The sequence below is a fragment of the Nonomuraea sp. NPDC059007 genome, from assembly GCF_042740555.1.
Taxonomy (GTDB): domain Bacteria; phylum Actinomycetota; class Actinomycetes; order Streptosporangiales; family Streptosporangiaceae; genus Nonomuraea.
Window position 1 is genome coordinate 51,376 of record NZ_JBHYJD010000056.1, and the last position, 13,834, is coordinate 65,209.

The 13,834-nt window shown below is 69.1% G+C and carries 10 protein-coding genes; 1 reads left to right on the forward strand and 9 read right to left on the reverse strand.

Features of this window, described 5'->3' with window-relative positions; all coding sequences use genetic code 11:
- Positions 1–79: 79 nt before the first annotated feature.
- The 5 genes from ACFWY5_RS49500 to ACFWY5_RS49520 all read right to left on the reverse strand — a co-directional run bounded on the left by ACFWY5_RS49500 (position 80) and on the right by ACFWY5_RS49520 (position 5,893).
- Positions 80–1,630 (reverse strand): amino acid permease, encoded by a 1,551-nt coding sequence (locus ACFWY5_RS49500; protein ID WP_379622829.1) that lies wholly within the window; start codon positions 1,628–1,630, stop codon positions 80–82.
- 29 nt (positions 1,631–1,659) lie between these two features.
- Positions 1,660–2,616, reverse strand: a complete 957-nt coding sequence (locus ACFWY5_RS49505; RefSeq protein WP_379622827.1) for a glutaminase — start codon at positions 2,614–2,616, stop codon at positions 1,660–1,662.
- The gene (locus ACFWY5_RS49510; RefSeq protein ID WP_379622825.1) at positions 2,616–4,010 is read right to left on the reverse strand and encodes a glutamate decarboxylase; all 1,395 of its coding nucleotides are present in this window, start codon (positions 4,008–4,010) and stop codon (positions 2,616–2,618) included. Before ACFWY5_RS49510 ends, ACFWY5_RS49505 begins: the two co-directional genes overlap by 1 nt.
- 240 nt (positions 4,011–4,250) lie before the next feature.
- Positions 4,251–5,057, reverse strand: a complete 807-nt coding sequence (locus tag ACFWY5_RS49515; protein ID WP_379622823.1) for an ABC transporter permease — start codon at positions 5,055–5,057, stop codon at positions 4,251–4,253.
- Complete coding sequence (locus tag ACFWY5_RS49520; protein WP_379639127.1) at positions 5,054–5,893, reverse strand: ATP-binding cassette domain-containing protein; 840 nt, start codon at positions 5,891–5,893, stop codon at positions 5,054–5,056. Before ACFWY5_RS49520 ends, ACFWY5_RS49515 begins: the two co-directional genes overlap by 4 nt.
- 41 nt (positions 5,894–5,934) lie before the next feature.
- Between ACFWY5_RS49520 and ACFWY5_RS49525 the strand changes: the two genes are divergently transcribed.
- Entirely contained in the window at positions 5,935–7,488 is a 1,554-nt protein-coding gene (locus ACFWY5_RS49525) for a recombinase family protein (protein WP_379639128.1), read from the forward strand.
- Between the two features lie 693 nt (positions 7,489–8,181).
- On the opposite strand, the gene ACFWY5_RS49530 is transcribed toward ACFWY5_RS49525, so the two are convergent.
- The 4 genes from ACFWY5_RS49530 to ACFWY5_RS49545 form a co-directional block, all read right to left on the reverse strand.
- Positions 8,182–10,047, reverse strand: coding sequence for a replication initiator (locus ACFWY5_RS49530; RefSeq protein ID WP_379622816.1), 1,866 nt, complete (start codon positions 10,045–10,047; stop codon positions 8,182–8,184).
- Positions 10,044–10,229, reverse strand: coding sequence for a hypothetical protein (locus ACFWY5_RS49535; protein ID WP_379622814.1), 186 nt, complete (start codon positions 10,227–10,229; stop codon positions 10,044–10,046). The genes ACFWY5_RS49530 and ACFWY5_RS49535 overlap by 4 nt, the downstream gene beginning before the upstream one ends.
- The gene (locus ACFWY5_RS49540) at positions 10,229–11,815 is read right to left on the reverse strand and encodes an FtsK/SpoIIIE domain-containing protein (RefSeq protein WP_379622811.1); all 1,587 of its coding nucleotides are present in this window, start codon (positions 11,813–11,815) and stop codon (positions 10,229–10,231) included. The genes ACFWY5_RS49535 and ACFWY5_RS49540 overlap by 1 nt, the downstream gene beginning before the upstream one ends.
- A gap of 507 nt (positions 11,816–12,322) precedes the next feature.
- A complete protein-coding gene (locus ACFWY5_RS49545) occupies positions 12,323–12,781 on the reverse strand; it encodes a plasmid replication, integration and excision activator (protein ID WP_379622809.1) in 459 nt (152 codons plus the stop codon).
- Between the last annotated feature and the right edge of the window lie 1,053 nt (positions 12,782–13,834).

Genomic DNA, 13,834 nt, shown 5'->3' on the forward strand with positions numbered 1-13,834 from the left:
GGGCAGGTCGTCTGCGGGTGCTGGGCCGGGTGTCATGAGCAGCCACGCGCTGTGGCCGGGGTTCACGGTCTGTGTCGTCTCACGCAGGCGGGTCGTGTTGGTCGGTGGGCTTGCGTTGTTGCCGGGCCACCGGGGCCGCCCGAGAGGGCGTCGTGTCGGTGGCGTGCGGTTTCCAGGACGGCTTGGCCAGGCGTTCGATGACCAGTGGCGCTCCGGTGAAGATGATCGCGCCGGCGGCGACGAGTCCCACGTACAGGGCGGGGCTGCCGATGGGTAGCTGGGAGGGCGGGACGAAGGCCAGGACGAACGCGAACGCGACGGCCAGGAAGCCGATCCCGGCCACCAGCCACATGCCGGTCATGCCGCCCGGGACGCGGAAGGAGCGCGGCAGGTCGGGCTGGGTGTAGCGCAGCCGGATCGCCGAGGCGTAGATGAGCATGTAGACGATGATGTACAGGCTGACGGCCATCGCCGAGATCAGGAAGAACACCGTGTTGACGTTGTCCATCAGCAGGTAGAGCAGCGCGAAGACCGAGACGATCACGGCTTGGATGAGCAGGATGTTGCGCTGCACACCGGCCTTGTTGGTCTTCTGCATGACCGGCGGGAGCAGCCCGTCCTTGGCGGTGGCCAGCACGCCGCGGCTGGGCCCGGTGATCCAGGCCAGCACACCGCCGAGCGCGCCGTAACAGATCAGCACGGCGAGCACCTGCACCGGCCACGACATGCTCATCAACGTCGTGAAGGCTGTGCTCAGCGCGTCGAACACGCCGGTGGTCACATCGATCTGCCGGTACGGCAGGATGCCGGCCACGGCCAGCGCGCCGAGGGTGAAAATGGTGAATGCGACGGCGGCGGCGATCATGATGACGATCGGGTAGCCGCGCTTGGGGTCCTTGAGCTCGCTGGCGTGCACGGCCTGGGACTCCACGCCGGCGAAGTTCAGCAGGATCCCGGACAGGAACGCCAGCCCGGCCAGGCCGGTGATGTAGGGGAACCAGCGCGGGTGCGGGTGGCCGTCGGTGACGGTGGCCACGGCCTGGTTGGTCGCCTCGTTCCAGCCGGCGCCGTGGCCGGTGACGATCCAGGCGACGAACAGGGCGATCAGGATGACGCCCGGTACGACCGTGCCGGCCATGAACCCGTATTTGGCCACCTTGGTGGCGAAGTGGTTGCTGACCAGCGCCACGGCCGTGCACAGCCAGAACGCCACGACGATGAAGACCCCGATGAAGACGTGGTTGCCCGCCAGGTCGGGCTTGCCGATGGCGAAGGCGGCCGCGACCGCGGCGAAGGTCAGGCCGGTTGGGTACCAGACGATGTTCTGCACCCAGGTCAGGAAGATCGCCACGAAGCCGGTGCGCTTGCCGAACGCCTCGCCGACCCACACGTACAGGCCGCCCTCCCGCTTGCCGAACGCGCCGCCGAGCTCGGCTGCCACGAGCCCGACCGGGATCAGGAACAGAAAGGTGGAAAAGCCGATGTAGGCGAACATCGTCAGCTCTTCCTTGGCCATCATCGCCAGCCCGCGCAGCGAGGTGACGATGGAGGCGGCGGTCACCAGCCCCAGGGTGGAGACCGCCATGTATCTGGCGCTCTGCCCCCGCGCCGGGCCTCGGGTGTCGCTCATGACGGATTCCCCCCTGCCAACACAAGTGATCAGAAGAGCGACAGCCCGCTCGTCTTCGCGAAGGTCTCCAGCGCGATCGTCGCCGAGACCGAGTTCCCGTGCGGGTCCAGGCCCGGCCCCCAGGCCGCGACACTGCACCTGCCCGGCACGATCGCCAGGATCCCGCCGCCGACCCCGCTCTTGCACGGCAGGCCGACCCGGTAGGCGAAGTCTCCCGCTTCGTCGTAGGTGCCGCAGGTCAGCGTGATCGCGGTGATTCTGCGTGCGTCCTGTTGGCTGATCAGGCGGGTGCCGTCGGCGCGCAGGCCGTGCCCGGCCACCAGCAGCCCGGCCCTGGCCAGCTCGGCGCAGGTGATCATGATCGAGCACTGGCTGAAGTAGTGGTCGAGCGTGTCGGGAACCGGGTTGGTCATGTTCTCGAAGTCGGCCATCAGGTAGGCCAGCGCCCGGTTTCGGTTGCCGGTGCGGGCCTCGGAGCGGGCGGTGACGCCGTCCTCGTGCAACTGCGGGTTGCCGCTCTCCTCGCGCAGCAGGGTGCGGATCGCGGCGAACGCGTCGCCGGTGTAGGTCAGGAGCTGGTCGGTGACCACGATCGCGCCGGGGTTGATGAACGGGTTGCGCGGGATGCCCTTCTCGAGCTCCAGCAAGATCAGGTCGTTGAACGGCTCGCCTGACGGCTCCCGCCGTACCCGCTGCCACAGAGCGCCGTCATCGCGCGACAGCACCAGAGACAGGGCGAACAGCTTGGAGATGCTCTCGATCGCGAACGGCACGTCGGCCTGCCCGCCGGTGTGCATCTGCCCGTCGAGGGTGGCTACGGCGAAGCCGAACTGGCCGGGGTCGACCTTGGCCAGGTCCGGGATGTAGTCGGCGACCTTGCCCTCGCCGATGTGCGGGGTGGCGGCGGCCACCGCCTGTTCGACGATCGCGGCAAGGTCGAGATCGGCGGGCACGCCGGGAGCCTCAGGCGCGGCGGGTGTGGTCATCAGTGGTGGAATCCGATCCGGGACACGTCCTCGGGCAGCTCGGCCGGCTTGCCCGCGGTCAGGCGGTGCAGGGCGCGGCGCATGTCCTCGGCCAGCAGCGCCATCTCGTCCCTGCCGATGCCGTGCCGGATGAGGATGCGCTGGATGACGGTGTCCTGCTGCTCGGCGGGCAGCGGGTAGGCGGGCACCTGCCAGCCGCGCATGCGCAGCTGGTCGGTCAGGTCGTAGAGCGTGAAGCCCGCGCCGTCCGGGTCCTTGAGCTTGTAGGAGATGGCGGGCAGCGCGCCCCGCCCGTCGTAGAGCAGCTCGAAGGGGCCCATGGCGGCGACCTCCTTGCCCAGGTACTGGGCGGTGGCCGCGCAGGCTTCGTACACCTCGCGGTAGCCCTGCCTGCCCAGCCGCTGGAACAGGTAGTACTGCGCGATGATCTCCCCGCCGGGGCGGGAGAAGTTCAGCGCGAAGGTCGGCATGTCGCCGCCGAGGTAGTCGACGCGGAAGATCAGGTCCTCGGGCAGCAGGGCGGGCTCGCGCCACACCACCCAGCCGACGCCGAGCGGGGCCATGCCGTACTTGTGGCCGGAGGCGTTGATGGAGGCGACCCGCTCGACGCGGAAGTCCCACACCAGCTCCGGATACAGGAACGGGGCGATGAACCCGCCGCTGGCCGCGTCCACGTGGATCGGGATGTCCAGGCCGGTCTCGGCCTGGATCCGGTCCAGCTCGGCCGACAACTCGGCCACCGGCTCGAAGTCGCAGGTGAAGGTGACCCCGAGGATCGCGACCACACCGATCGTGTTCTCATCGACGTACTGGGCCAGTTGGTGCGGCCGCAGACCGGTCGCGCCCTTCTCCAGGGGCACCTGGCGGATCTCGACGTCGAAGTAGCGGGCGAACTTGTCCCAGCAGATCTGCACGGGGCCCGCCACGATGTTCGGCCTGTCGGCCGGCTTGCCCTCGGCCAGGCGCTTTTGCCGCCAGCGCCACTTCAGCGCCAGCCCGCCGAGCATCGCCGCCTCGCTGGAACCGGTCGTGGAGCAACCCATCGGCGACGCGCCGGCCGGGGCGTTCCACAGGTCGGCCAGGATGTTCACGCACCGCGCCTCGATCTCGGCGGTCTGCGGGTACTCATCCTTGTCGATCATGTTCTTGTCGAGGCACTCGTTCATCAGCCGATGCACCTCGTCCTCGGACCAGGTGGTGCAGAACGTGGCCAGGTTCTGCGAGGCGTTGCCGTCCAGCAGCAGTTCGTTACGGAGCATCTGGTAGACGGCCTCCGGCCGCGACGTCTGCTCCGGCATGCGGTTCTTGGCCGCGACGCGCACGCCCACCGGACCGGCGAACAGGTCGGTGGCGTCGTCGACCTGCTTGTGATCGGTGGCCTTGTGCAACGCCATGATCCATTCCCCCATCCATCCGCCTGAGCATCTTGATCAGGGGAGACTTGCCCGACGACGCATCAACACAGCGGCACAACCGGCCCATGAACCCACCAACAGGCTCCTGGGCGGCACGGGTTGCGGAAGAACTGTTGTCATAGCGATCACGGACCAGGCGCGAGCTGGGCGGAACGCTTCCGGCGACCGGTCTTCGTTTCCCGGAGGACGACGGCTGTGCGTAGGTTCCTCAGCCCCGGTTCAGGCGCGACGCCGATAGGCCCGTACGGCCAGCGGCGCGAACACCGCCGCGATCCCCAGACCCCATGCCAGCGAAGCCAGCACCGGACCACCCGCCGGGCCGCCGAGCATGAGCGCCCGCGAGGCGTCCATCACCCGCTCGACCGGATTGACGTTCAGCCACATCTGCAGCCAGCCCGGCATGGTGCCCTTGGGCGCGGTCATGCTCGTGCCGAACGTCAGCGGGAAGATCACCAGGAACGACAGCCCCTGCACCGCCCCCGGCGTCCTGGCGATCATCCCGAACAGGACGAACACCCAGCTCACACAGAACGCGAAGAACATCGTCAGCAGGCACGCGGCCAGCACGCCCAGCAGCCCGGTCTGCGCCCGGAACCCCAGCAACGTGCCGAAGCCCAGCATCGAGGCGGTCGCCACCACATACCTGATCACATCCCCCAGCACCGACCCCAGCAACGGCGCCGAGCGGCCGATGGGCAGCGCGCGGAACCGGTCGAAGACGCCCTTGTCGATGTCGGTGCTGAGGTTCACCCCGGTGGACATGGCGGCTATCAGCATGACCTGCACCAGCATCGCGGGCAGGACGAGTTGCAGGTACGCGCCGGTGGAGCCCGATACCGCCCCGCCCAGCAGGAACACGAAGACGACCAGGAACATCAACGGCTGGATCGTCACGTCGAGCAGTTGCTCGGGGGTGCGCAGGGTCTTGGTGACGCTGCGTCCGGCCAGGGCGAGGCTGTGCCGTACCAGGGCGAAAGGGCGCGGCTGGGCGCGTGCGGGAGCTTGCTTGTCCACGGTGAGGGTCATGCGGCGGCCTCTCGTTGTCCGGTCAGGGTGAAGAAGACCTCGTCCAGGCTGGGCAGATGCAGCGACATCTCGGCCGCGGTGATGCCGGACGCGGCCAGCGCGGCCACGATCTCGGCGAACGCGGCGTCGCCGGCCACCGGGACCGTGACCACGCCGCGGGCGGGGCGCTCGGGCCGGCGGCCGGACAGGCGGGCCAGGATCGTCTCGGCTTCGGGCAGGCGTTCGGGGTCGGCGGGGCGTACGAGGGCGGTCTGGCCGCCGACGACGCTTTTGAGCTGGGCCGGGCTGCCGTGCGCGATGACCTTGCCGTGGTCGATGACCGAGATGTCGTCGGCCAGCGCGTCGGCTTCCTCCAGGTATTGCGTGGTCAGCAGGACGGTCACGCCGTCGTCGACCAGATCGCGGACGATCGTCCAGACGTCCTCACGCTTGGCGGGGTCCAGGCCGGTGGTCGGCTCGTCCAGGAAGATCACGTCGGGACGGCCGACCAGGCTGGCGGCCAGGTCGAGGCGGCGGCGCATCCCGCCCGAGTAGGTCTTGCACCTGCGGTCGGCCGCCGCCTCCAGCCCGAACTCCGCGAGCAGCTCGGCCGCTCGGTGCCTGGCCTGGTTGCCAGGTAGGTCGAGCAGGCGGGCTATGAGCACCAGGTTCTCCCGGCCGGTCAGGTCCTCGTCGACCGAGGCGTACTGGCCGGTCAGGCCGATCAGGCGGCGTACGCGGGCGGCGTGGCGCACCACGTCGAGCCCGCCCACGGTGGCGCTGCCCGCGTCGGCCCGCAGCAGCGTGGCCAGGACGCGCACGGCGGTCGTCTTCCCGACGCACGGTTTATAGCCCATTATAGAGATAAGAGCAGGTCAACCGGGCAAAGGGAGGCAACATGAGGCTTTTGGCAGCCGCAGTAGAAGCCCGCGTCGTCGTCGATTACTGCCGCATCAGCTACGACAAGACCGGCGCAGCCGATGGGGTCGGCGACCAGCACGACGAGAACGAGGAAGCAGCCGAGCAGCTCGGCGAGACGATCGCGCGAAGCTACGTGGACAACGACCTATCCGCGTTCAAGGTCAACGTCCAGCGTCCCGCCTATGACCGCCTGTTGGCTGACATGCGCGAGAACCAGATCCGCACGATCATCATTTGGCACGCCAACCGCCTTAACCGCACCGTGGAAGCAGTGCTGCAGTTCATCGAGGTAGCCCGCGCAGCCAAGGTCAAGTTGTACTCGGTCACCAAGGGTTCCCACTACAACCTTGAGACCGCAGCCGGACGCCGCGACCTGATCAAGGACACCCTTGACGCCGAGTACGAGTCAGCCCACCGGGGCGAGCGTGTCACCAAGGCCCGCAAGCGCCAGGCCCGCCACGGCATCTACGGCGGAGGGGTGCGCCCCTACGGTTGGGGCGTGGACACCGGCCGGGTTCGTCACGTGTGCGTCAACCCGAAGGCGCCGCTGGAGGACCGCCGGTATGAGGACCGCACCGTCTTGGACATGGGCCAGCACAACCCGGCCGAGGCGAACGAGATCCGCAGGTGGGCAGGTGACCTTCTGGCCGGAGTCAAGATGGGGCACGTGCTACGCAGCATGGCCAAGCGCGGCGTGCTCACCGCATCCCAGACCGATGGCCGCATCCTGCGCAAAGGAGGCAAGGAGGTTGAGCCCGGAGGCTGGCACTCCCGTACCGTGTGGCAGATCCTTCTCAACCCGCGCACCGTCGGGCACAGCGTCCGTAACGGCGAGATCATCAAGCGCAACGCCTACCCCGCCATTCTGACCGAGCACCAGCAAGAGGCGCTGAGGGTCATCAAGAACGACCCCACCCGCACCACCTCACCGGGCAACGTGCCCAAGTGGCTCAACTCCCTGATCGCGCTGTGCGACAAGTGCGGCGCGACCTACCGCGCCCGCAGGAAGAACGGCAAGCTCATCTATCAGTGCATCACCGGGCACAACGGGCCGGACGCCGTGCACGCTGACATGTTCGTCCGGGACTACGTGTTGGGCCGTCTGTCTCACGACGACGTGCAAGACCTCCTTCCGTCCGCCGAGCGGGAAGAGATCGATTTCGCCGGGATTCAGGCCCAGATCATCGAGCTTGAGGAGAGCAAGCGCCAGGCGGCCCGCATGTTCGTGCAGAAGACGATGGATGAGGACATGATGGCCGAAGCCAAGCGCTACGCCGATGAGCAGATTGCCGGGTTGCGTGAGCAGATGAACCGCGCCACCTCTGACAGCCCGCTGTCCGATCTGTTCGACTACGACAGCGCCCGTGACTGGTGGGAGGCGATCGGGCTAGGCCGTCAGCGCGAGGTGGTCAAGATGCTCGTCACCGTGACCTTCCACGGCATCGGCCGAGGCAAGCGCGTCCCCATCAAGGACAGGGTCACCATCACGCCCAAGACCCGCCCCGAGCCGACCCAGCCCCTAGCCGCCTAGCAGCCCCCACGGGGTGCCGGAATCCCCGCTCCGGCACCCAGGGGCAGCCCTACCTACCGCGTGCCGCTGTCCGACTCATCACCGGCCCGAAGCAGCAGGCGCAGCCGCAACCGGTCGCGATCCGACAGCGGCGGCCAATCGGCCGTCTGTTTCTCGAAATAGGCTCGCCGTTCTTCCTCCGAGGCGAACCCGCACGCCGCCAGATACTCACGCTCCAGCGCCGCAGTCCCGCCCCATGCACCCGGCCGACCCACTGACCCAGTCTCAGACCCGCCCGCCTTACGGGCGCTTGGGTAGGGGTGCCGCCTACGGTCCGACCCGCGTTCAGGCCCCCCAGCGCGATCATCAAGGGGTGCCGCGCTCTGCCCCGCGCTGTCGTCGGCCCGCCCGCCCGCCCGAGGCTCCGTGTTCGCTGGCCGCCGTCGACCACCAGCCCGCCGACCCGCATAAGTCAGAACGAATGCGGTGCCTTCGGCGCGCTCTTCCGCTGCGGCACTCACCGACGCATCGTACTGTCCGTCCCGCGTCACCGGCCGACCCCTAACTTGGACAGCCGTCCCCAGATGAGCCCGATCCGAGCCCCGACCCGTGTCGGGAAACCGCTTCTCACCTGCCGGGCAGCGCGCCGGCTGGACTCGCGAAAAGCTCGCGCTACGCGTGCCCTGCGGGCATCCAGACGGCACGCATTCGCCGTCACGTCGCCCCCTGTTCGCCGTCCCCGGCCTGCCCGCCAGGATCACCCCGATCCCGTTCCGCAGCCCGCGCCACCTCCAGCGCCCTCCGGTTGCGTTCATGCTCGCCCAGCAGCGTCATGAGCCGTTTCGCCAGCGACGGCATCTCGGGGTCTCTGCCTTGCAGCCGCACCCACACATACCGGCCCGGATCAGCATCCCGGCCCAGCTCATCACCCAGCCCCAGCGCTTCGGCGACCCAGGCCCGCCGCTCCCGCATCAGCCCGCCCAGCGTGCGTGAGGACCAGCGGCGCGAGACCAGCACCCGCCGACCCGCGTAGCCCATGTGCACGCCCAGGTGAGCCCGCCCCCGGCACTGGCCCGGCACCAAGCCCGCCCGCGCTCCCTTCGGGGTGACCCCGTAGCGCAGCCAGTTCGCGCATCCCGGACTGCACGGCTCCCACCGCAGTTCCTCCAGCATCCGCCACGCATGCGCCCGTCGCCGCCCCGCACTGTTGGCCCGGCTCCCGGGCGCTCCATCGGCCCCTTTCGCCTCATCGCCCGTCTCCGGGTAGGCCACATCCCGGATGCTCTTGGTCAGGTACTTGGTCAGGTAGCGCACCCGCATGTCCGCGTCCGGGCTCCCGGCCAACACCCCCTGAATGTCGAGCTGACTGCCGAACCGCGCCACATGCAGCGGCCCGGCATCGGTGTCGTCATCCAGCGCGTCTAACGCCTCCTGCCAGCTCGGCAGGACCTCGCCGGTCGTGGGCACCATGTAGCGCTCAGCCTCCGGCATCCACACCGGAGTGTTCTCGCCGTCGAACACCGCCCCATCGGTCGGTGGCCACCAGACGTGGGCGTAGGTGGCCTCCACCACCTGCCGGACCGCCGCCCGGGGGATCGTGCCCCGGATGGCGATGTGCAGGTGGGGAGCCAGCCGCCGCTGTGGTTCGACCACCGCGAAGTACTGCACCTGATACCCGGCAACGCGGCGAAGGTTCTGAATGAAGCGGTCGATCAGCTTGCCGAAGTGCAGCGCATCCCGCGCGGCCTGCCGGTAGTCGTACCGGTCCGGATCGACCGGCGCACCGTCCCGCACCCGCCCATAGGAGGGGAGCGTCAGCGTAATGAACATGCTTGGCCGGAACGTGCGCCCCGCGCGACCGGCGAACGTCCGCCCGAGGGTGCCCGGCTCCACGCTCCGTCTGGGCAGCGCCGGAGCGTCCTGCCGCCGTGAGGTAGAGCGCACCCGCCGCCCCGGCCCGTCGTCACCGGCCGTCGTCTCACTCACCGCAGCTTCGACCCGGTCACCGGCCCGCCCGGCATCGGCCGCTGCCGTCTGACCCTCTGCCCTCCCGGGCTCCGTCTCCTCCCTCTCCTTGGTTTCCTCTGCGCTGTCACTGGCCGCGTGCCCACCGACGCGCACGCCCAGCCACCGCATCTCCGCCTCATGCCCGATCAACGCCGCCGCCCAATCGGCAGCCTCGCCCGTGTTCCCGGCCGCCAGCGCCGCATCCCGCAGCGCCAGCAGTTCCGCCCGGTGCTCACCCAGCCAAGCCGCCTCTTGCGGCTCGCACTCCTGGTCCCGCCCGGCCTGCCCGCTCAGCGGTTCCGGCTCCTGGTCCAGGTGCCAGCCCTCCCGGCACTGTTGCTGCCGGGCCGAGCGCACCCGCCGCGCACACGGCCCGCAGACTGTCTCACGCCGCGCCCCGCACGACACGTTGACGATCTTGTGGGTGCCGTTGCGCACGTCCGTCACCCGGTAGGCGATCGGCCGCATGCACACGCCCTTGGCTTGCGCGAGTGCTTGCAGCGTCTCCAGCCGCAGCACCTCCCGTACGTACTCGTGCGTCATCCAGCGCGCCCGCCCCCGCTCGCGGCTCACTGGCCCTCCCCAGTGGACCGCGTCCTGAACGGGCACCCGCCGTCCGCGCCGTTGATCTCGACCCGGGCACGCGCCCCGCACCCAGCGCACTCCACCACCAGCAGGCCCAGATCCAGCCACAACATGTCCTCGCCCTGGCACGCCCCGCAGGACAGCCCCAGCAGTTGCTCACGTACGTTCATCACCGCTCCCTGCCGTCGTCGTTCTTGCGCCGTCGCTTGCCGCCCTTGCCGTGTCTGCCGCCCGGCCGCTCGCTGCCGTTGACCTTGCGCCGCTTGCCGCCAGCGCGGCCCCGCTCCTCCGCCTCGCATTCGTCGCTCTCTTCGCCGTTTCCCCAGTTCGGAGGGGGTGACGTAACCGCCGGCGCCGGGTTGATGATCTTCGTTTCGGCGGGCTGATCTCCCGCCGCCACGGCCCCGCCGTACTCGGCTTCCATCTCCTTCAGCTCGCCGTCACTGATCCACCCGGCCCGCACCCGCAGCGGCTCCGGCTTGCCCTCCAGCCGCACGTACGCCGTCCCCGACCCGACGCTGGGATCGTCCGGGTTGTGCGGGATCTCATCGGCCAGCGCGCCCCGCTCCCGCGCGCCCTTGCCGAGCGCGAGATCCACTTGGTCGGCCTCATCCAGGCGCAGCGCGATCTTGTCCGGGAACAGGTGGCGGATGTCGAGGATGTCTTTCCTCGGGTCCTGCAACGCGGCCACGACGCCGAACCCCACGGCCCGGCCCTGCGTGGTCAGCGTGGCCAGCGCCGCCAGCGCCCGCTTACGCAGGTGGCTGTCCGGCTCATAAGCCGTGAGGAACGCCACCTCATCGATCACCACCAGGACGAACGGCTCGTCCGTCGTGGGCACGTGCCGACGCGTCACGCCCCGGTAGCGCTCCGCCCGTTGCTGCATCCGGGCAACCGCCGCCTCCAGCAGCTTGACCGCCGCCTCACCCCGCGTCGCGTAGCGGTGAAACAGCCCTTCGGCGAACCCGAGTTCCATCCCTTTGGCGTCGATGCCCCACAGCTCCACCAGCCCGGCCAAGGCTCCGGGCAGCAGCCCGCGCACCAGCCCCCACAGCCAGCTCCCTTTACCGGAGCCGGTAGCGCCGACGATCAAGATGTGCGTGCCGTGCACCGCCAGCCGGTAGACCCGGCCGTGCTCGTCCATGCCGATCTCGACCGGCCCGACACCCGCCGTCAGCGGGATAGGCCGTGCGCTGATCACCGCCGCCAACCGGTCACCGCGTTGCAGCACCAGCAGCAGCCAGCCCGGCCGCTTGATCCGCATCAAGCACGCCACACTGCCGAACGCGTGCGCCAGGTTCACCGTGCGCTCTGCCCACAGCTCCGGCGACTGCCCGCGCAGCATCCGCACCGTCACCGTGTCCGCCCACCGGTCGCTACGAACCTTCACCAGGTCGGGCACGAACGACCGGCCGCCAACGCGGCCCGCCAGCCCCGCCACCATCAGCGTCCCGTGCCAGCGACGCCGGTACACCCACAGCCAGCGCAGCCACGACACGAACGGCCAACCGATCAGCCGCATGAACCCGTTCCGGTGCAGCAGCCAGAACACCGCCAGCCACCCGAGGAGGCAGCCGTACCAGATCAGCGCCGACTGCCAGCCGACCAGGTACCAGTAACCACCCAGCACCACCACCAAGGCGCAGGCGACCGGATGCCGCCACACCGTCTTGACCACAGCGGCGACCAGCCGCCACGCCCAGATCACCAGGAAGAAGATCGCCGGTGTCTTCAGCGCGGTAGGCCGCCAGTGCAACCGGCCGTCCGGCCGATCGCTCGCGTACTCCTCTGCCGTCTCTCCGCTAACTCTCCGTAACATCATGGGGTCGTCGCCTCTCTTCGGCCAGGCGACATCCCGGCACCGCACACGAGCCCACACCGCGCCAGGCGGGATGCCGACCACGCCGCCGCCACCGGCCGCCCGCACACGGGCACCAGGGCGCGCAGCGTCGCCACACGTCATGAATGAAGATCAGGACGGGGCAGCCCCACGCTTGCCACGCGTCCACTACTCAGAGGGGGTTAAGGGCTCCGCCGAGTCGCTGCATCCGGTCTCCGCTGTCTTCATGCGGCCTCAGGGCGCGATCTCCTAGGCGGCCAACCTGCCCACCTCACCCGGCCCAGCCGGGGTCACCATCTCTGCCCGGGGCATCTCGTCACCGGGACTTGCCTTGCCTCTTGCCGTACCACGCGCTCACAAGCACGTCGGCGCTACGCGCCCACAAGCAGGTGCGGCGCTACGCGCCCACCAACTTCAGCAGCGCTACGCGCTGCCGCCAGCAGCCGGACGCGAGTGCGTCCCCGCCGCCGCTCGACCTTCACCAGCCGCAACCGCCGTTCCCGCCAGCCGCATACCACGCGCCCGAACACTCCAAGCGATCCGCGAACTACCGTCCGGCACATACGGCCGGACCGTCACTCCTTCGAGTTCGACCGGCACCATCTCCAGCCCAAGCGCCGCCAACTGCGGCGGAACCGGAGGCACCACCGGCTGCACCGGACTCGCGATCTTGACCGCTATCGTCTTGTCCGCCGCCCGCGTCTCCGGGTCCGCGTCCATCACCGTCACCTGCCACACGGGTTCGCCCGTGTCAGGGTCCCGCTTCTGCGTGCCACGCACCGCAGCATCGAAGTCCGCAACCGGGGTTACCGGCCCGACCACAAACACGCCGTGCTGAAATACGGCCCGGCATTCCACCGGGATTGGATCTCGTAAACTCACACCTTCTCCTCTCGCGCGCACGTTCGAGCTATCTGTCTAACACGCACGTCAGACCACCACAAGGGAAACGAAAGTGCGATTGTGCGTTAACCCTCACCTACCTCATTTCGGCCTCAGCCCCGGCGCGCCAAATCGGACATCGGCCTCTACATTTTGTCTAGATTCTGTGCAGATCATCCGAAAACGCACGGTTTGACCTGCGGAAACGCCATTCCAGAGACGCTGTAATCCACCTTTAAGCAATGCTGTTAGCTCGCAGCCCTAAGGGTGTGATCTGCATCACACTCAACCGAACCTGCACAAGAAATCCACTTACGCTCCTTGTGTCCCCTCCGGCCGGGGCCGCCTCGACCGCCGACGACCGGCGGCCCCGGCCCCACCCACAAGATCAACCAAAAGCCTTTGGGGACACCCCACGGGCCGACCGCCGCTAGGGCCACTCCGTGACCCAGCACCACGCCGCAGCCCCCGCACTCCGAACCGGCCGACCGCCAGCGTGATACCACTGACACACCGCCGGGTCGGCTTCGGGGGAAACCCGGCCCCGCGTGAAGAGGACGGCAAGAGCGCCCGGCATACCGCTCATCCCGGCGCTCTTGCCCGTCCCGGGCCCACCACAGCAGCATCTTTCGTGCCGATCTCGTCAGCGGCGTTACGGCACCGATCACACCGGACCAAGCAGAGCCGGGCCTCCGGCCCTTAAGCCTGCCCGCAGGACGCCCGGCGCTCACCGATACCGCACCGCCCAGCCGCCGTGATCCTGTGACCCCCCGATGCCAGCACCCGATCCGCATCATCGCCGCAGCCGGACAACAAGAGAGGGCCGTCACGGCGCAGCGCACCCGGCCCCCTCCCGGCGACAGCCGCCCGACCGTGCAACCGTCGAGACCGGTCAGCAACCGCCGCAGGCGCAGCGCTCCACCTCACGACGCGCACCCTACCCCCAGCCCTACCCGCCGAACGCCCCCGCGACCCACCACGCCTCACCCCCCGGCCCGCCGCCTGCCTCTCTCATTGCCGAATTGTTCTTAAATAGATCTAGGGGCGGCGCAC

What these genes read in the sequence shown, in the direction of transcription:
- ACFWY5_RS49535 (WP_379622814.1), bottom strand. Translation starts at nt 10,229, where the DNA reads ATGAACGTACGTGAGCAACTGCTGGGGCTGTCCTGCGGGGCGTGCCAG.
- ACFWY5_RS49510 (WP_379622825.1), bottom strand. Translation starts at nt 4,010, where the DNA reads ATGGCGTTGCACAAGGCCACCGATCACAAGCAGGTCGACGACGCCACC.
- ACFWY5_RS49520 (WP_379639127.1), bottom strand. Translation starts at nt 5,893, where the DNA reads ATGGGCTATAAACCGTGCGTCGGGAAGACGACCGCCGTGCGCGTCCTG.
- ACFWY5_RS49505 (WP_379622827.1), bottom strand. Translation starts at nt 2,616, where the DNA reads ATGACCACACCCGCCGCGCCTGAGGCTCCCGGCGTGCCCGCCGATCTC.
- ACFWY5_RS49500 (WP_379622829.1), bottom strand. Translation starts at nt 1,630, where the DNA reads ATGAGCGACACCCGAGGCCCGGCGCGGGGGCAGAGCGCCAGATACATG.
- ACFWY5_RS49525 (WP_379639128.1), top strand. Translation starts at nt 5,935, where the DNA reads ATGAGGCTTTTGGCAGCCGCAGTAGAAGCCCGCGTCGTCGTCGATTAC.
- ACFWY5_RS49515 (WP_379622823.1), bottom strand. Translation starts at nt 5,057, where the DNA reads ATGACCCTCACCGTGGACAAGCAAGCTCCCGCACGCGCCCAGCCGCGC.